This window comes from Streptococcus oralis subsp. dentisani (genome assembly GCF_002860905.1).
GTDB lineage: Bacteria > Bacillota > Bacilli > Lactobacillales > Streptococcaceae > Streptococcus > Streptococcus oralis_BA.
The window spans coordinates 25,805-44,328 of sequence record NZ_PKIG01000006.1; the positions used below are offsets into that span (position 1 = coordinate 25,805).

General features: G+C 37.5%; 18 protein-coding genes. 14 read left to right on the plus strand and 4 right to left on the minus strand.

The window, feature by feature from the left end; translation table 11 throughout:
* Nucleotides 1-60: 60 nt before the first annotated feature.
* Nucleotides 61-1,683, minus strand: coding sequence for an ATP-binding cassette domain-containing protein (locus CYK16_RS08505; RefSeq protein WP_000958774.1), 1,623 nt, complete (start codon nt 1,681-1,683; stop codon nt 61-63).
* Between the two features lie 205 nt (nt 1,684-1,888).
* Here CYK16_RS08505 and trpS point away from each other — a divergent pair, with 205 nt between their 5' ends.
* Nucleotides 1,889-2,914: a tryptophan--tRNA ligase gene (trpS, locus tag CYK16_RS08510; protein ID WP_000165448.1), complete on the plus strand. Its 1,026-nt coding sequence runs from the start codon at nt 1,889-1,891 to the stop codon at nt 2,912-2,914.
* 151 nt (nt 2,915-3,065) lie between these two features.
* Nucleotides 3,066-4,544: an IMP dehydrogenase gene (gene guaB / locus CYK16_RS08515; RefSeq protein WP_060806032.1), complete on the plus strand. Its 1,479-nt coding sequence runs from the start codon at nt 3,066-3,068 to the stop codon at nt 4,542-4,544.
* A 51-nt stretch (nt 4,545-4,595) separates the two neighbouring features.
* Here guaB and recF read toward each other — a convergent pair whose 3' ends face one another.
* Both recF and yaaA read right to left on the minus strand, forming a co-directional pair.
* Entirely contained in the window at nt 4,596-5,693 is a 1,098-nt protein-coding gene (gene recF / locus CYK16_RS08520) for a DNA replication/repair protein RecF (protein WP_060806031.1), read from the minus strand.
* 2 nt (nt 5,694-5,695) lie between these two features.
* A complete protein-coding gene (gene yaaA, locus CYK16_RS08525; RefSeq protein WP_060806030.1) occupies nt 5,696-6,064 on the minus strand; it encodes a S4 domain-containing protein YaaA in 369 nt (122 codons plus the stop codon).
* Nucleotides 6,065-6,222: 158 nt separating this feature from the next.
* Between yaaA and yfmF the strand changes: the two genes are divergently transcribed.
* From yfmF to tsf, 12 genes are all read left to right on the plus strand, one after another.
* Nucleotides 6,223-7,473 carry an EF-P 5-aminopentanol modification-associated protein YfmF gene (gene yfmF, locus CYK16_RS08530; protein WP_101776892.1) on the plus strand — a complete coding sequence of 417 codons (1,251 nt, stop codon included), beginning with the start codon at nt 6,223-6,225 and terminating at the stop codon, nt 7,471-7,473.
* Nucleotides 7,470-8,753, plus strand: a complete 1,284-nt coding sequence (gene yfmH, locus CYK16_RS08535; protein WP_060806028.1) for an EF-P 5-aminopentanol modification-associated protein YfmH — start codon at nt 7,470-7,472, stop codon at nt 8,751-8,753. Before yfmF ends, yfmH begins: the two co-directional genes overlap by 4 nt.
* Before the next feature lie 41 nt (nt 8,754-8,794).
* The gene (rodZ, locus tag CYK16_RS08540) at nt 8,795-9,637 is read left to right on the plus strand and encodes a cytoskeleton protein RodZ (RefSeq protein ID WP_060806027.1); all 843 of its coding nucleotides are present in this window, start codon (nt 8,795-8,797) and stop codon (nt 9,635-9,637) included.
* A gap of 10 nt (nt 9,638-9,647) precedes the next feature.
* Nucleotides 9,648-10,193, plus strand: a complete 546-nt coding sequence (gene pgsA, locus CYK16_RS08545; RefSeq protein WP_060806026.1) for a CDP-diacylglycerol--glycerol-3-phosphate 3-phosphatidyltransferase — start codon at nt 9,648-9,650, stop codon at nt 10,191-10,193.
* Entirely contained in the window at nt 10,190-11,017 is an 828-nt protein-coding gene (locus tag CYK16_RS08550) for an energy-coupling factor ABC transporter ATP-binding protein (RefSeq protein WP_060806025.1), read from the plus strand. The genes pgsA and CYK16_RS08550 overlap by 4 nt, the downstream gene beginning before the upstream one ends.
* Nucleotides 11,002-11,841 carry an energy-coupling factor transporter ATPase gene (locus CYK16_RS08555; protein ID WP_060806024.1) on the plus strand — a complete coding sequence of 280 codons (840 nt, stop codon included), beginning with the start codon at nt 11,002-11,004 and terminating at the stop codon, nt 11,839-11,841. Before CYK16_RS08550 ends, CYK16_RS08555 begins: the two co-directional genes overlap by 16 nt.
* Nucleotides 11,834-12,628: an energy-coupling factor transporter transmembrane component T family protein gene (locus tag CYK16_RS08560; protein ID WP_060806023.1), complete on the plus strand. Its 795-nt coding sequence runs from the start codon at nt 11,834-11,836 to the stop codon at nt 12,626-12,628. The genes CYK16_RS08555 and CYK16_RS08560 overlap by 8 nt, the downstream gene beginning before the upstream one ends.
* A gap of 59 nt (nt 12,629-12,687) precedes the next feature.
* The gene (mreC, locus tag CYK16_RS08565) at nt 12,688-13,506 is read left to right on the plus strand and encodes a rod shape-determining protein MreC (protein WP_060806022.1); all 819 of its coding nucleotides are present in this window, start codon (nt 12,688-12,690) and stop codon (nt 13,504-13,506) included.
* The gene (gene mreD / locus CYK16_RS08570; protein WP_060806021.1) at nt 13,506-14,000 is read left to right on the plus strand and encodes a rod shape-determining protein MreD; all 495 of its coding nucleotides are present in this window, start codon (nt 13,506-13,508) and stop codon (nt 13,998-14,000) included. Before mreC ends, mreD begins: the two co-directional genes overlap by 1 nt.
* A gap of 93 nt (nt 14,001-14,093) precedes the next feature.
* Nucleotides 14,094-15,281, plus strand: a complete 1,188-nt coding sequence (gene pcsB, locus CYK16_RS08575; protein ID WP_060806020.1) for a peptidoglycan hydrolase PcsB — start codon at nt 14,094-14,096, stop codon at nt 15,279-15,281.
* A 215-nt stretch (nt 15,282-15,496) separates the two neighbouring features.
* Entirely contained in the window at nt 15,497-16,276 is a 780-nt protein-coding gene (gene rpsB / locus CYK16_RS08580) for a 30S ribosomal protein S2 (RefSeq protein WP_060806019.1), read from the plus strand.
* Nucleotides 16,277-16,354: 78 nt separating this feature from the next.
* Nucleotides 16,355-17,395: a translation elongation factor Ts gene (gene tsf, locus CYK16_RS08585; RefSeq protein WP_060806018.1), complete on the plus strand. Its 1,041-nt coding sequence runs from the start codon at nt 16,355-16,357 to the stop codon at nt 17,393-17,395.
* Between the two features lie 121 nt (nt 17,396-17,516).
* On the opposite strand, the gene cysK is transcribed toward tsf, so the two are convergent.
* Nucleotides 17,517-18,443, minus strand: a complete 927-nt coding sequence (cysK, locus tag CYK16_RS08590) for a cysteine synthase A (RefSeq protein WP_060806017.1) — start codon at nt 18,441-18,443, stop codon at nt 17,517-17,519.
* Between the last annotated feature and the right edge of the window lie 81 nt (nt 18,444-18,524).

Consider the following 18,524-nt stretch of genomic DNA (forward strand, 5'->3'; position numbering starts at 1 on the left):
TTACCTCATAAAATGTTAGAAAACTCAGCTGGTTAACCCAACTGAGTTTTGAAGTTTTATTTAGTCTTTCCAAAGTTCTTTAACTTTTGCTTGTACTTCTGCATTTTCTAGGAATTCATCGTAGGTTTCATCGATACGGTCGATGACGCCATTTTTAGACAAGACAATGATATGATTAGCCAAAGTTTGAATAAACTCGTGGTCATGGCTGGCAAAGATGATTGATTCTTTAAAGTTTTTCAATCCATCATTCAAGCTTGAGATAGATTCCAAATCCAAGTGATTTGTTGGATCATCAAGTACAAGGACATTTGATTTTAAGAGCATGAGTTTTGAAAGCATGACACGAACTTTTTCTCCCCCTGACAAGACGTTGACAGGTTTGTTAACCTCATCTCCAGAGAAGAGCATACGGCCAAGGAAACCGCGTAGGAAAGTATTGTCATCTTCTTCTTTACTTGCGAATTGACGCAACCAGTCAAGGATTGACTCTCCTCCTGCAAAATCTGCCGAGTTATCTTTTGGCAAGTAAGAACGGCTAGTAGTTACTCCCCACTTGACAGTTCCTTCATAATCAATGTCTCCCATGATTGCACGAATTAATGCAGTCGTTTGGATGTCATTTTGTCCAATAAGAGCTGTCTTATCACCTGGACGCAAGATAAAGCTGATATTATCTAAAATAGTCTCACCATCAATCTTTACAGTTAGATTTTCTACTGTCAAGAGATCATTACCGATTTCACGCTCTGCTTTAAAGTTGATAAATGGATATTTACGACTAGATGGTACAATTTCTTCAAGTTCAATCTTATCAAGCATTTTCTTACGTGATGTTGCTTGTCTTGATTTAGAAGCATTAGCAGAGAAACGAGCTACGAATTCTTGCAATTGCTTAATTTTTTCTTCTGCTTTAGCATTACGGTCTGCTAGCAATTTAGCAGCGAGCTCAGAAGATTCCTTCCAGAAGTCGTAGTTTCCGACATAGAGTTTGATTTTTCCAAAGTCAAGGTCGGCCATGTGAGTACATACTTTGTTTAAGAAGTGACGGTCGTGGGATACTACGATAACGGTGTTATCAAAGTCAATCAAGAAGTCTTCTAACCAAGTAATAGATTGGATGTCTAAACCGTTGGTAGGCTCGTCCAAGAGAAGAACATCTGGTTTACCAAAAAGTGCTTTGGCGAGGAGAACTTTTACTTTTTCACCGTTGGCCAATTCGCTCATGTTTTGATAGTGCAATTCTTCTGGAATGTTTAGGTTTTGAAGTAGTTGAGAGGCTTCGCTTTCTGCTTCCCAGCCTCCAAGCTCGGCAAACTCTCCTTCGAGTTCGGCAGCACGCACTCCATCCTCATCTGAGAAATCTTCCTTCATGTAGATAGCATCTTTCTCTTTCATGATGCTATAAAGTTTTTCATTTCCCATGATAACGACATCAATGGCACGTTCATCTTCATAGTCAAAGTGATTTTGACGAAGAACGGAGAGACGTTCATCTGGACCAAGAGAGATGTGACCAGTAGTAGGTTCGATATCTCCGGCTAAAATTTTTAAAAAGGTTGATTTTCCGGCACCATTAGCACCGATTAATCCGTAAGTATTTCCTTCTGTAAATTTGATATTGACATCATCAAAAAGTTTGCGATCACTAAAACGTAGTGAAACATCAGATACTGTAAGCAATGTTTTTCTCCTATATGTGTAATATATTTATTCTACTAGAAAATACGGAAATATTCAAATTTTTATCTGTCAATTTTGTGTAAATTACATTTACAGCATACTTTACACAAATCCGTAAATAGCAAGATTGATTTATTTTAATAAATTGCAGTTATTTCATTAAAAAAATGCTATAATTGAAGGGACCATATCGAAGGAGAATAAAATGACTAAACCCATTATTTTAACAGGAGACCGTCCAACAGGAAAATTGCATATTGGACATTATGTTGGAAGTCTCAAAAATCGAGTATTATTACAGGAAGAGGATAAGTATGATATGTTTGTGTTCTTGGCTGACCAACAAGCCTTGACAGATCATGCCAAAGATCCTCAAACCATTGTAGAGTCTATCGGAAATGTGGCTTTGGATTATCTTGCAGTTGGATTGGATCCAAGTAAGTCAACTATCTTTATTCAAAGCCAAATTCCAGAATTAGCTGAGTTGTCTATTTATTATATGAATTTGGTGTCATTAGCACGTTTGGAGCGTAATCCAACTGTCAAGACAGAAATTGCTCAGAAAGGATTTGGAGAAAGCATTCCGACAGGATTCTTGGTCTATCCAATAGCTCAAGCAGCTGACATCACAGCTTTCAAGGCCAATTATGTTCCTGTTGGGACAGATCAGAAACCAATGATTGAGCAAACTCGTGAGATTGTTCGTTCTTTTAACAATGCATATAATTGTGATGTCTTGGTGGAACCGGAAGGTATTTATCCAGAAAATGAGAGAGCAGGGCGTTTACCTGGTTTAGATGGAAATGCTAAAATGTCTAAATCACTCAATAACGGTATTTATTTAGCTGATGATGCGGATACTTTGCGTAAAAAAGTGATGAGTATGTATACAGATTCAGATCATATCCGCGTTGAGGATCCAGGTAAAATTGAAGGAAATATGGTTTTCCATTATCTAGATGTTTTTGGTCGTCCAGAAGATACTCAAGAAATTGCAGACATGAAAGAACATTATCAACGAGGTGGTCTTGGTGATGTGAAGACCAAGCGTTATCTACTTGAAATATTAGAACGTGAACTTGGTCCTATTCGTGAGCGCCGTATTGAATTTGCTAAGGATATGGGAGAAGTTTATAATATGCTTCAAAAAGGTAGTGAAAGAGCGCGTGAAGTTGCAGGTCAAACCCTATCTGAGGTTAAAGGAGCAATGGGACTTCATTACTTTAACTAAGTTTATTTTACAAGAAACTATCATTTCTATCTCGAAGAAAAGATAGTTTTTTATTTACCCCTGTAACATTTGACAAATTTTTATAGAATGGTATGATAGATACAATATAAAAAGAGTCAAGCTCAAAAAGAAAGAAAAGAGGAAACTTCGAATGTCTAATTGGGACACTAAATTTTTGAAAAAAGGTTTTACCTTTGATGATGTATTGCTTATTCCAGCTGAAAGTCATGTGTTGCCTAACGATGCAGATTTAACAACTAAATTGGCAGATAATCTGACTTTAAATATCCCAATTATTACCGCTGCCATGGACACAGTTACAGAGAGTCAAATGGCCATTGCTATTGCTCGTGCAGGCGGTCTCGGAGTTATCCATAAAAACATGTCAATTGCTCAACAAGCAGACGAGGTTCGTAAGGTAAAACGTTCTGAAAATGGAGTTATTATTGATCCGTTCTTTTTGACACCTGAACATACAATTGCTGAAGCAGATGAGCTTATGGGTCGTTACCGCATCAGTGGTGTTCCAGTTGTTGAAACACTTGAAAATCGTAAATTGGTTGGTATTTTGACAAACCGAGATCTTCGTTTTATTTCAGATTATAACCAACCAATCTCAAACCATATGACTAGTGAAAATCTTGTTACTGCTCCTGTGGGTACAGATCTTGCAACAGCTGAGAGTATTCTTCAAGAACACCGTATTGAAAAACTTCCGTTGGTAGATGAAGAAGGCCGTCTTTCTGGTTTGATTACTATCAAAGATATTGAAAAAGTTATTGAGTTCCCAAATGCTGCTAAAGATGAGTTTGGTCGTCTTCTAGTTGCAGGTGCAGTAGGTGTTACTTCAGATACTTTTGAACGTGCAGAAGCTCTTTTTGAGGCAGGAGCGGATGCGATTGTTATTGATACTGCGCATGGTCATTCTGCAGGTGTCTTGCGTAAAATTGCTGAGATTCGTGCTCATTTCCCAGATCGTACTTTAATTGCTGGAAATATTGCTACTGCTGAAGGTGCACGTTCCCTCTATGAAGCGGGTGTAGACGTTGTTAAGGTTGGTATTGGACCAGGTTCTATCTGTACTACTCGTGTAATTGCAGGTGTTGGTGTTCCACAAGTAACAGCTATCTATGATGCTGCAGCCGTCGCGCGTGAATATGGAAAAACGATCATTGCTGACGGTGGAATCAAGTATTCTGGAGATATTGTAAAAGCCCTTGCTGCAGGTGGAAATGCAGTTATGCTTGGATCAATGTTTGCTGGAACTGATGAAGCTCCAGGCGAAACTGAAATCTTCCAAGGACGTAAGTTTAAGACTTACCGTGGTATGGGATCAATTGCTGCTATGAAGAAAGGTTCAAGCGATCGTTACTTCCAAGGTTCTGTCAATGAAGCAAACAAGCTAGTTCCAGAAGGAATTGAAGGTCGTGTTGCTTATAAAGGAGCGGCAGCTGATATTGTCTTCCAAATGATTGGTGGTATTCGTTCTGGTATGGGTTACTGTGGTGCAGCTAACCTTAAAGAACTACACGATAATGCTCAATTTATTGAAATGTCTGGTGCTGGTTTGAAAGAGAGCCATCCTCATGATGTACAAATTACTAATGAGGCACCAAATTATTCTATGTAAAAAAACAATGAAAAGAACTCCAGTAAAAACAGGAGTTCTTTTACAATGTTGTCAATTTTCATTTACAGTAACTTTACCATCCTGAATAGTGAAGATACTTAGATTTTCTGGCAAATTTTGAAGATGATCTAAGCTTGTTGTTGTGATAAAGGTTTGGATTGAATGAGAAATCGTTTCTAATAATTTTAACTGTCTAGTGTTGTCAAGTTCACTCATGACATCGTCAAGCAATAATATCGGAGATTCTGTAGTAATACTTTCCATTAATTCGATTTCTGCTAATTTTATAGAAAGGACGAGACTACGATGTTGGCCTTGACTTCCGAAACTAGCATCCATCCCATTTATATAAAAAGAAATGTCATCTCGATGAGGACCGACACCAGTATTCTTTTTAAATAAATCTCTGGATCTACTTTTTTCTAAAGCAATTTTGAAAGATTCGGATAAGTCTTCTTTGTCAGTTGTCTTTACAGAAGATTGATAGAATATTGACAACTCTTCAATCTGATTAGAGAGTTCAAAATGTTTCTTACGCCCAAATGATTCTAGTTTTTTTATGAAATCTAAGCGGTGATTCATTACACGACATCCATAATCAACTAGCTGATCATCCAACACTGAAAGGAAGGTTTCATCTATTTTTTGAGCTGATTTTAGGTAAGTGTTTCTTTGCTTTAGGATGTGGTTATAATTGGTTAAGTCAGATAAATAGATTGGCTTGATTTGTCCAAGTTCCATATCAATGAATTTTCGTCGAACCGAAGGTGCTCCTTTAATTAGTTGTAAATCTTCAGGAGCAAATAAGACAACATTCATGTGTCCGACATAATCTGAAAGTCGTGCCTGTTTTAAATGATTAACTTTTGTTACACGCCCTTTTTGTGTTAGTTCGATTTCGAGAGGAATGGATCCAGTTTTTTTCTGAACAAGACCTGAAAGATGAAGCTGTTCCTCATCAAAATGAATGAGATTTTTATCTGTTCGAGTTCGATGACTGCGTGTTAAGGCTAAAAAATAGATAGCCTCTAACATATTTGTTTTACCTTGTGCATTGCGTCCTAAAAAGACATTTAATTTAGGATTAAAGTCTATTTTCGTCTCTTTGTAGTTACGAAAAGTTTTGAGAGATAGGTGTTGTAGCCACATGATTATCTACCAGGGAATCGTGGAGCTTGTTTGCTTTTGGGCGATGAAGTAGGTTTAGAGTTGTCTTTTTTTACTCCTTTATTCATCTCCTTAACAAGTTTAGCGATTCGTTCTTTTTCAACTTTATCAGCTTGGTATTCATCTTGCTCCTCAGAAGTAGGTTGTGTCAACAAGATGTCAATATTCATGTCAGGGATGTCAACTTTATCACCAATACGAAGTTTTTTACCGCGACGACTCTCTAATTCTCCATTAAAGTAAACAGAATGTTCAGAGAGAAATGATTTGATAGCTCCTCCGCTATGTGTGATTCCAAGTTCTTTGAGTAGTGCTTGGAGGGTAATAAATTCTTCAAATAATTTGTATTCCATAATTCACCTCAATCTTTGGTATTATACCATATTTTCCTAAAAATAGTGAGAGAAATAGGGAGAAATGTAAGCGATTTTTATTTCAAAAGTGTTACAGAGAACAAGAAAATTTCAGGTTTTCGTGATATAATAGAAGTCTGTATATAAGGAGGTAAATCATGGAGTTAGTGCATGGAATTTCAACACATTTTATCCAATCAAAAAAGTTTAAAACAAACAAAATCACCGTGCGTTTTACCGCTCCATTATCCCTCGATACGATTGCAGGTCGCATGTTGAGTGCGAGTATGCTAGAGACTGCTAATCAGATGTATCCCACTTCTCAAGATTTGAGGAGACATTTAGCCAGTCTATACGGCACAGATATGTCAACTAATTGTTTCAGAAGAGGGCAAAGTCATATTGTAGAATTGACATTTACCTATGTTCGTGATGAGTTTTTAAGTAGGAAAAATGTGCTAACTTCTCAGATTTTGGAACTAGTAAAAGAAACTCTTTTTTCACCCATGCTAGTTGATAATGGATTTGATCCGTCCTTATTTGAAATTGAGAAAAAGCAATTGCTAGCAAGTTTAGCAGCTGATATGGATGATTCTTTTTATTTTGCACATAAAGAATTGGATAAATTGTTTTTTCATGATGAACGTCTCCAATTGGAATATAGTGATTTACGAAATCGTATTTTAGATGAAACTCCACAAAGTTCTTATTCTTGTTTCCAAGAATTTTTGGCCAATGATCGAATCGATTTCTTTTTCCTAGGTGATTTTAATGAGGTTGAAATTCAAAATGTATTAGAATCATTTGGCTTTAAAGGTCGAAAAGGAGATGTGAAGGTTCAGTATTGTCAACCTTATTCCAATATCCTGCAGGAAGGTATGGTTCGGAAAAATGTGGGACAATCCATTTTGGAATTAGGTTATCATTGCCCTTCTGAATATGGTGATGAGCAACATTTACCCATGATTGTAATGAATGGTTTACTGGGTGGATTTGCTCATTCTAAGCTCTTTACAAATGTCCGTGAAAATGCTGGATTAGCTTATACTATTTCAAGTCAGCTTGATTTATTTAGTGGATTCTTGAGGATGTATGCTGGCATTGATCGAGAAAATCGGAATCAGGCTCGAAAAATGATGAATAATCAACTGCTTGATGTAAAAAAAGGTTATTTTACAGATCTTGAGTTAGAGCAGACCAAGGAAATGATTCGTCGGTCTTTGTTACTTTCTCAAGATAATCCAAGTTCATTGATTGAACGTGCTTATCAAAATGCCTTACTTGGAAAATCTTCAGCAGACTTTAAAGGTTGGATTGCAAAACTCGAGCAAGTTGACAAAGATGCTATTTGTAGAGCAGCTAATAATGTGAAACTACAAGCGATTTACTTTATGGAAGGAATAGAATGACAAAGGTTGTTTTTGAAGAAAAATACTATCCAGCTGTAAAAGAAATGGTTTATCGAACTCGTTTGGCCAACGGATTGACAGTTGCTCTTTTGCCTAAAAAGGAATTTAAAGAGGTTTACGGGAGTGTCACTGTTCAGTTTGGTTCGGTAGATACGCTTGTCACAGAGGTTGACGGAGATGTAAAAGAATATCCTGCGGGAATTGCTCATTTTCTTGAACATAAATTATTTGAAAGAGAAGATTCTAGCGATTTGATGTCTGCTTTTGCGAGTCTAGGTGCAGATAGTAATGCCTTTACAAGCTTTACAAAAACAAGCTATCTTTTTTCAGCAACGGATCATTTTTTAGAAAATTTAGAGTTACTTGATGAATTGGTAACATCAGCACATTTTACTGAAGATTCCATTTTAAGAGAGCAGGATATTATCCAGCAAGAACGAGAAATGTATCAAGATGATCCAGATTCGTGTTTATTCTTTTCAACCTTAGCGAATTTGTATCCTGGTACACCTTTAGCAAAGGATATAGTTGGAAGCGAGGAGTCTATTTCCCAAATCAATCTAACTAAATTGCAAGAAAATTTTACAAAGTTTTACAAACCTGTAAACATGTATCTGTTTTTAGTTGGTGATTTTGATGTGGAAAGAGTACAGGACTATTTTGAAAGCAAAGAACTGAAAGATTTAGATGTTCAGGATGTAGCAAGAGAAAAGTTTGTTTTACAGGCTGTAAAGCAAACAGACAGTATGAGAATGGAAGTATCTTCTCCCAAACTAGCGATTGGGATTAGAGGTAATCGAGAAGTTGCTGAGGCGGATTGCTATCGACATCATGTTTTATTAAAATTATTGTTTGCAATGATGTTTGGTTGGACTTCGGATCGTTTTCAAAAGTTATATAAGTCAGGTAAAATAGATGCTTCCTTATCTCTTGAAATTGAAGTAACAAGTCGTTTTCATTTTGTTATGTTGACAATGGATACGAAAGAGCCAGTTGCTTTATCTCATCAATTTAGGAAGGCCATTCGTAATTTTATAAAGGATTTAGATATTACAGAGGATCATTTAGATATTATCAAAAGAGAGATGTTTGGAGAATTTTTCAGTAGCATGAACTCTCTTGAATTTATTGCAACACAATATGATGCTTTTGAACATGGTGAGACAATTTTTGATTTACCAAAGATTTTACAGGAAATTACTTTAGAGGATGTCCTTGATGCTGGACATCATTTAATAGATGATGGTGACATAGTTGATTTTACAATATTCCCATCGTAGTAACCTATCATAATAGACACTAGAAAGAAGGGATGACAAGTATGAGGAAAAAAACAATTGGTGAGGTTTTACGATTAGCTAGAATCAATCAGGGATTGAGTTTAGATGAATTGCAGAAAAAGACAGAAATCCAGTTAGATATGTTGGAAGCAATGGAAGCAGACGATTTCGATCAACTTCCAAGTCCTTTTTATACGCGTTCTTTCTTGAAAAAATATGCATGGGCTGTTGAGTTAGATGATCAAATTGTTTTGGATGCTTATGATTCTGGGAGTATGATTACTTATGAGGAAGTAGATGTTGATGAAGATGAGTTGACAGGTCGTAGACGTTCAAGTAAGAAAAAGAAGAAAAAAACATCCTTTTTACCTTTATTTTATTTTATCCTTTTTGCTTTATCGATTTTAATTTTTGTGACCTATTATGTTTGGAACTATATTCAAACTCAACCAGAGGGGCCTTCTCTTTCTAATTACAGTGTGGTTCAATCAACAAGTTCAATAAGTTCAACTAGCTTTGTTCCCCACTCCTCAAGTAGTAGTTCATCTAGCAGTTCTTCTAGTATAGAATCAGCTATAAGTGTATCAGGCGAAGGAAATCATGTAGAAATCGCTTATAAGACAAGTAAGGAAACAGTTAAATTGCAATTGGCAGTTTCAGATGTTGCAAGTTGGGTCAGCGTTTCAGAAAGCGAACTTGAGGGCGGTGTAACCTTATCGCCAGAGAAGAAAAGTGCAGAAGCAACAGTTGCAACTAAAAGTCCTGTAACAATTACGTTAGGTGTTGTAAAAGGTGTTGCTTTGACAGTAGATAATCAGACTGTTGATTTATCGAAATTAACAGCTCAGACTGGACAAATCACTGTAACCTTTACTAAAAATTAAGGAAAAACGAATGAAAAAAGAACAAATTCCCAATATCTTAACAATAGGTCGAATTCTCTTTATACCTATTTTTATCTTTATTTTAACGATAGGAAATTCGATAGAGAGTCATATAGTGGCAGCTATTATCTTTGCTGCTGCTAGTATTACCGACTATTTAGATGGATATTTAGCTCGTAAATGGAATGTGGTCAGTAATTTTGGTAAATTTGCAGATCCCATGGCGGATAAGTTACTAGTTATGTCGGCTTTTATTATGTTGATTGAGTTAGGTATGGCTCCGGCTTGGATTGTTGCAGTGATCATCTGTCGTGAGTTGGCTGTGACAGGTTTAAGGCTTTTATTGGTTGAAACTGGTGGGACAGTTTTAGCAGCAGCAATGCCTGGAAAAATTAAAACTTTCAGTCAGATGTTTGCCATTATTTTCTTGCTATTACATTGGACTTTGCTTGGTCAAGTTCTACTTTATGTGGCCTTGTTTTTCACTATCTACTCTGGCTATGATTATTTCAAGGGTAGTGCCTATATATTTAAAGGGACATTTGGTTCGAAATGAAATCAGTAATTGATGTAAAAAATCTTTCTTTTCGTTATAAGGAAAGTCAGGAATACTATGATGTGAAGGATATTACGTTTCACGTGAAACGTGGAGAATGGCTTTCGATTGTAGGGCATAATGGTAGTGGCAAATCAACGACTGTCCGGTTAATTGATGGCTTACTGGAAGCAGAATCCGGAGAGATTGTAATCAATGGCCAACAGTTGACTGAGGAGAATGTTTGGAGCATACGTCGTCAAATCGGTATGGTTTTTCAAAATCCAGATAATCAATTTGTTGGAGCGACTGTTGAAGATGATGTTGCCTTTGGTTTGGAAAATCAAGGCCTTTCTCGTCAAGAAATGAAAAAGAGAGTGGAAGAAGCTCTGGTTTTAGTTGGCATGTTGGAATTTAAAAAGAGAGAGCCAGCGCGTTTATCGGGTGGCCAAAAGCAACGTGTAGCTATTGCAGGTGTTGTAGCCCTAAGACCAGCTATTCTAATTCTAGATGAAGCAACGAGTATGTTGGATCCTGAGGGTCGTAGAGAACTGATTGAGACAGTAAAAGGAATTCGGAAAGACTATGATATGACGGTCATTTCCATTACACATGATTTGGAAGAAGTTGCCATGAGTGACCGTGTGTTGGTCATGAAAAAAGGGGAAATTGAATCAACTAGTAGTCCAAGAAATCTTTTCTCTCGAAATGATTTAGATCAAATTGGATTAGACGATCCTTTTGCCAATCAATTAAAAAATTCTTTGAGCCAGAATGGCTATGATTTGCCTGAAAATTATTTGACAGAAAGTGAGTTAGAGGATAAGCTATGGGAATTGCTCTAGAAAATGTGAGTTTTACATATCAAGAAGGGACTCCTTTAGCTTCAACAGCTTTGTCGGATGTTTCTTTGACGATTGAAGATGGTTCTTATACGGCCTTAATTGGGCATACAGGTAGCGGGAAATCAACTATTTTGCAACTCTTAAATGGTTTATTGGTGCCAAGTCAAGGAAGTGTACGAGTTTTTGATACCTTAATCACCTCGAATTCTAAAAATAAAGATATTCGTCAAATTAGAAAACAGGTTGGCTTGGTATTTCAGTTTGCTGAAAATCAGATTTTTGAAGAAACAGTATTGAAAGACGTTGCTTTTGGACCGCAAAATTTTGGAGTTTCTGAAGAAGATGCGGAGCAGATTGCGCGTGAGAAACTGGCTCTGGTTGGAATTGATGAATCACTTTTTAATCGTAGTCCGTTTGAGCTGTCAGGTGGCCAAATGAGGCGTGTCGCCATTGCAGGCATACTTGCCATGGAACCAGCCATATTAGTCTTAGATGAGCCCACAGCAGGCCTAGATCCCCTGGGAAGAAAAGAGCTGATGAATTTGTTCAAAAAACTCCACCAGTCAGGGATGACCATTGTCTTGGTAACGCATTTGATGGATGATGTTGCTGAGTATGCAAATCAAGTCTATGTGATGGAAAAGGGACGTTTAGTTAAGGGTGGTAAACCAAGTGATGTCTTTCAAGATGTTGTCTTTATGGAAAAAGTGCAGTTGGGAGTACCTAAAATTACATCCTTTTGTAAACGATTGGCTGATAGAGGCGTGTCATTTAAACGATTACCGATTAAGATAGAGGAGTTCAAGGAGTCGCTAAATGGATAGTATGATTTTGGGGCGTTATATCCCAGGGGATTCGATAGTTCACCGATTGGATCCACGTAGCAAATTACTGGCTATGATGCTACTGATTTTGATCGTTTTTTGGGCTAATAATTCCTTGACGAATCTAATTCTTTTTATAGCGACAGGGATATTTATTGCTTTGTCAGGAGTATCTCTTTCATTTTTTATTCAGGGCTTGAAGTCTATGTTTTTCTTGATTGCCTTCACAACTATTTTTCAACTGTTTTTCATTTCTAATGGGAATGTTTTATTTGAATTTTCGTTTCTGAGAATCACAGATTATGCTTTGCAACAAGCTGGGATTATTTTTTGTCGTTTTGTATTGATTATTTTCTTTTCAACTTTGTTAACCTTAACGACCATGCCCTTAAGTTTGGCCTCAGCTGTCGAAGCTTTGTTAGCGCCTTTAAAGCGTGTGAAAGTTCCAGTTCATGAAATTGGATTGATGCTGTCCATGAGTCTACGTTTTGTCCCAACATTAATGGATGATACGACGCGGATTATGAATGCACAGAAAGCGCGTGGAGTGGATTTTGGTGAAGGAAGCATCGTTCAAAAAGTAAAGGCGATGATTCCCATTTTGATTCCTCTTTTTGCGACAAGTTTAAAACGTGCAGATTCCTTGGCTATCGCCATGGAAGCGCGTGGTTATCAGGGTGGAAAAGGCAGAAGTCAATACAGACAATTGAAATGGACTCGAAAGGATACGCTGACCATTCTTGTTGTTCTCGTACTTGGTTGTTGTTTATTTTTCTTAAAATCTTAGTAGATTTCAGGAATTGATAAAAAAGTTACTGTAACAGTTTTTGATATAAAGGTAGGGATATGAACCGTTTTAAAAAATCAAAATATGTCATTATTGTTTTTGTCACTGTTCTGCTTGTCTCAGCTCTCTTAGCGACGACTTATTCAAGTACAATTGTGACAAAATTAGGAGATGGAATCTCATTGGTTGATAGGGTTGTACAAAAACCTTTTCAGTGGTTTGATTCTGTCAAATCAGATTTGGCTCATTTGACACGAACATATAATGAAAATGAAAGTTTGAAGAAACAGATTTACCAGTTAGAAGTCAAATCAAATGAGGCGGAAAGTTTAAAGACGGAAAATGAACAACTGCGTCAATTGCTTGATATGAAGTCTAAATTGCAAGCCACAAAGACTTTAGCAGCAGATGTTATTATGCGTTCTCCGGTATCTTGGAAACAGGAATTGACCCTGGATGCAGGTAAATCAAAAGGGGCTTCTGAGAATATGCTAGCTATTGCAAATGGTGGATTGATTGGGAGTGTTTCAAAAGTGGAGGACAACTCTACTATGGTCAACCTTCTGACAAATACGGAAAATGCTGATAAGATTTCTGTTAAAATTCAACATGGTTCTACTACAATTTATGGAATTATTGTTGGCTATGACAAAGAAAATGAAGTTCTTAAAATTAGCCAATTAAATAGTAATAGCGATATTAGTGCGGGAGATAAGGTGACCACTGGTGGATTAGGAAACTTTAACGTTGCTGATATTCCTGTTGGTGAAGTTGTTGCCACAACGCATAGTACGGACTACTTGACACGAGAAGTAACTGTTAAATTAAGTGCAGATACTCATAATGTGGATGTGATAGAATTAGTGGGGAATTCATAATGAGACAGTTGAAGCGGGTTGGAGTGTTTTTATTGCTTCCTTTCTTTGTTCTAATTGACGCCCATATTAGCCAGCTTCTGGGCTCATTTTTCCCCCATGTACATTTGGCTAGTCATTTTCTGTTTTTATTTCTCTTATTTGAGACGATAGAAGTATCAGAGTATCTCTACCTAGTCTATTGTTTTGTGATAGGCTTGGTTTACGATGTTTACTTTTTCCATCTAATAGGGATTGCAACTCTCTTATTTATCTTATTGGGAGCCTTTCTTCATAAATTGAATAGTGTTATTTTGTTGAATCGTTGGACAAGAATCTTGGCTATGATTGTTATGAGTTTTCTATTTGATATGGGAGCTTATCTCTTTGCATTAGTGGTAGGTTTAACTCTAGATAGTCTGCCGATTTTTATCGTTTATAGCCTAGTCCCATCCATGATTTTAAATCTTGTGTGGATGCTTATTTTTCAGTTTATTTTTGAAAGATATTATCTATAAGAAAGAAACAAAAATGTAACAAAGGCGTAATATTCATTAGGCCTTTTTTTGGTATACTAGTATTGTCTTTAAAAGAAGGAGCATCTACGTAATATGAAGAAAAAAATCTTAGCGTCACTTTTATTAAGTACAGTAATGGTTTCTCAAGTAGCTGTTTTAACAACTGCGCATGCAGAAACGACTGATGACAAAATTGCTGCTCAAGATAATAAAATTGGTAACTTAACAGCACAACAACAAGAAGCCCAAAAACAAGTTGACCAAATTCAGGAGCAAGTATCAGCTATTCAAGCTGAGCAATCTAACTTGCAAGCTGAAAATGATAGATTACAAGCAGAATCTAAAAAACTTGAGAATGAGATTACAGAACTTTCTAAAAACATTGTATCTCGCAATGATTCTTTGGAAAAGCAAGCTCGTAGTGCTCAAACAAATGGAGCTGCAACTAGCTACATCAATACGATTGTAAATTCAAAATCAATTACAGAAGCTATTTCACGTGTAGCAGCAATGAATGAAATCGTATCTGCTAACAACAAAATGTTGGAACAACAAAAAGCAGATAAAAAAGCAATTTCTGAGAAGCAAGTGGCAAACAATGACGCAATTAATACAGTAATTGCAAATCAACAGAAATTGTCTGATGATGCACAAGCTCTAACAACGAAACAAGCTGAGTTGAAGGCTGCAGAATTAAATCTTGCTGCTGAAAAAGCGACAGCAGAAGATGAAAAAGCAAGTTTGCTAGAGAAAAAAGCAGAAGCAGAAGCGGCAGCAAAAGCAGCAGCAGAGGCAGAAGCAGCTTACAAGGCAAAACAAGTAAGTCAACAACAAACAGTTGTTGCTTCTGGAAATACGACTTTTGCAGCACAGGTTCAAGCTGTAGCTTCTTCGGAATCAACAACATACACTCCTGTGGCAGTCAAACAACGCCCAACATACAGTACAAATGCTTCAAGTTATCCAATTGGAGAATGTACATGGGGAGTTAAAACATTAGCACCTTGGGCTGGAGACTATTGGGGTAATGGAGCACAGTGGGCTACAAGTGCAGCTGCTGCAGGATTCCGTACAGGTTCGACACCTCAAGTTGGTGCGATTGCATGTTGGAATGATGGTGGATATGGACACGTAGCGGTAGTCACTGCTGTAGAATCAACAACACGTATCCAAGTGTCAGAATCAAATTATGCTGGTAATCGCACGCTTGGAAATCATCGTGGGTGGTTCAATCCGACAACTACGTCGTCAGGTTTTGTAACATATATTTATGCAGATTAATTAGAAAAGGAGACTTAATAGAGTCTCTTTTTTAGTGGCGATAGTCTCTCTAAAAAAATTCTTAAAAAACTTGAAAATATTGAAAAAGTATGGTAAAATGAAACTTGTCGTGTGAACGATAATACTCATTCTTGATGAATTGTGAGACAGTTGCCCTTGGGTCGTTTTGCGAGTTGAAGTCAAGAAGAGGAAAAAAACAAAAAGGAGAAATACTCATGGCAGTAATTTCAATGAAACAACTTCTTGAGGCTGGTGTACACTTTGGTCACCAAACTCGTCGCTGGAACCCTAAGATGGCTAAATACATCTTTACAGAGCGTAACGGAATCCACGTTATCGACTTGCAACAAACTGTAAAATACGCTGACCAAGCATACGACTTCATGCGTGATGCAGCAGCTAACGATGCAGTTGTATTGTTCGTTGGTACTAAGAAACAAGCGGCTGATGCAGTTGCTGAAGAAGCAGTACGTTCAGGTCAATATTTCATCAACCACCGTTGGTTGGGTGGAACTCTTACAAACTGGGGAACAATCCAAAAACGTATCGCTCGTTTGAAAGAAATCAAACGTATGGAAGAAGATGGAACTTTCGAAGTTCTTCCTAAGAAAGAAGTTGCACTTCTTAATAAACAACGTGCACGTCTTGAAAAATTCTTGGGTGGTATCGAAGATATGCCTCGTATCCCAGATGTTATGTACGTAGTTGACCCACATAAAGAGCAAATTGCTGTTAAAGAAGCTAAGAAATTGGGAATCCCAGTTGTAGCGATGGTTGACACAAACACTGATCCAGATGATATCGATGTAATCATCCCAGCTAACGATGATGCTATCCGCGCTGTTAAATTGATCACAGCTAAATTGGCTGACGCTATCATCGAAGGACGTCAAGGTGAAGATGCAGCAGCAGTTGAAGCAGAATTTGTAGCTTCAGAAGCTCAAGCAGATTCAATTGAAGAAATCGTTGAAGTTGTAGAGGGCGACAACGCTTAATTCATATAAATAGTAATTACCTAGGAGGGCGGGGCTTAGCCCGGCTCTCCTATTTTTAAAAAATATAGGAGAATCAAAATGGCAGAAATTACAGCTAAACTTGTAAAAGAGTTGCGTGAAAAATCTGGTGCCGGAGTTATGGACGCTAAAAAAGCGCTTGTAGAAACAGACGGTGACATCGAAAAAGCGATTGAATTGCTTCGTGAAAAAGGTATGGCTAAGGCAGCTAAGAAGGCTGACCGTGTTGCTGCAGAAGGTTTGACTGGCGTTTACGTTAACGGTAATGTTGCAGCAGTTATTGAAGTAAACGCTGAAACTGACTTCGTTGCGAAAAATGCTCAATTTGTTGAATTGGTAAATACTACAGCTAAAGTTATTGCTGAAGGAAAACCTGCTAATAATGAAGAAGCACTTGCTTTGACAATGCCTTCAGGTGAAACTCTTGAATCTGCATACGTATCTGCAACAGCAACTATCGGAGAAAAAATCTCATTCCGTCGCTTTGCATTGATTGAAAAAACAGATGCACAACACTTTGGAGCATATCAACATAACGGTGGACGTATCGGTGTTATTTCAGTTGTTGAAGGTGGAGACGAAGCACTTGCTAAACAAATCTCAATGCACATCGCTGCTATGAAACCAACAGTTCTTTCTTACAAAGAATTGGATGAGCAATTCGTTAAAGATGAGTTGGCACAATTGAACCACGTTATCGACCAAGACAACGAAAGCCGTGCAATGGTTAACAAACCAGCTCTTCCACACTTGAAGTATGGATCAAAATCTCAATTGACTGATGAAGTGATTGCTCAAGCTGAAGCTGACATCAAAGCTGAGTTGGCTGCAGAAGGCAAACCAGAAAAAATCTGGGATAAAATTATCCCAGGTAAAATGGACCGCTTCATGCTTGACAACACTAAAGTTGACCAAGCTTACACACTTCTTGCACAAGTTTACATCATGGATGATAGCAAGACAGTTGAAGCATATCTTGAATCAGTTAACGCTTCAGTAGTTGAGTTCGCTCGCTTTGAAGTTGGTGAAGGTATCGAAAAAGCTGCAAACGACTTCGAAGCTGAAGTTGCAGCTACAATGGCAGCAGCCTTGAATAACTAATTATAGAAAGGAAGTAAATTTGCTTCCTTTTTTCTATGCAGTCGATCCCTATAGGGAGAGCTTCCTATTTTCAAGGTAAAAATAAAAAGCCCTATAATAAGGGCTAAGTGTATTTAGGAGACTACACTTCAAATTCATAGAGTGCTGTAGACAAATAACGTTCGCCGTTATCTGGTGCTAGAGCAAGGACTTTCTTACCTGTACCTAATTTCTTGGCAACTTCAATTGCTCCGTAGATAGCTGCCGCTGAAGAAATACCTACCAAGAAGCCTTCTTTTCCACCGATTTCACGGCCGAGTGCTAGTGCATCGTCTGATGTCACACGAACGATACCATCATAAGCCTTTGTATCCAGTGTATCAGGAATAAATCCAGCTGAGATACCTTGAATTTTGTGTGGTCCAGGTTTTTCACCAGATAGAATAGCAGATTCGTCTGCCTCTACTGCAAAAACTTGAATGTTAGAATTTGCTGATTTGAGTGCATGAGAAACACCAGAAATAGTTCCTCCAGTACCAACACCAGCAACAAAGGCATCTAAACCATCAGCTCCGAAAGCAGCTAGTATTTCAGCTCCTGTTGTTCTTTCGTGTACTTCTGGATTAGCTGGATTGTCAAATTGAAGAGGAAGGAAACCATCACGTTCAGCAGCGATTTCTTGAGCCTTAGCAATAGCACCTTTCATTCCCTCGCTGCCAGGAGTTAGGACTAGTTCAGCGCCATAAGCTTGGATAATCTTACGTCGTTCTACACTCATAGTTTCAGGCATAACGATAACAACTTTATACCCTTTAGCAGCCCCTACCCATGAAAGTCCAATACCAGTGTTTCCACTTGTTGCTTCAACAATAGTAGAACCAGGTTTCAGAATACCGTCTTGTTCAGCTTTTTCAATCATGCTAAGAGCAATACGGTCTTTTACAGAAGAACCAGGGTTAAATGCTTCAAGTTTTACATAGACATCTGCAGCACCTTCTGGCACAATGTTGTTGAGTTTAACAATCGGTGTTTGTCCGATTAGTTCAGTAATGTTGTTATAAATAGACATATGAATACCTCTTTGTATAAGATATTTCTAGTATAACGCTATCTATACCATTTGTAAAATATAGAAATCCTATCGAAGCGA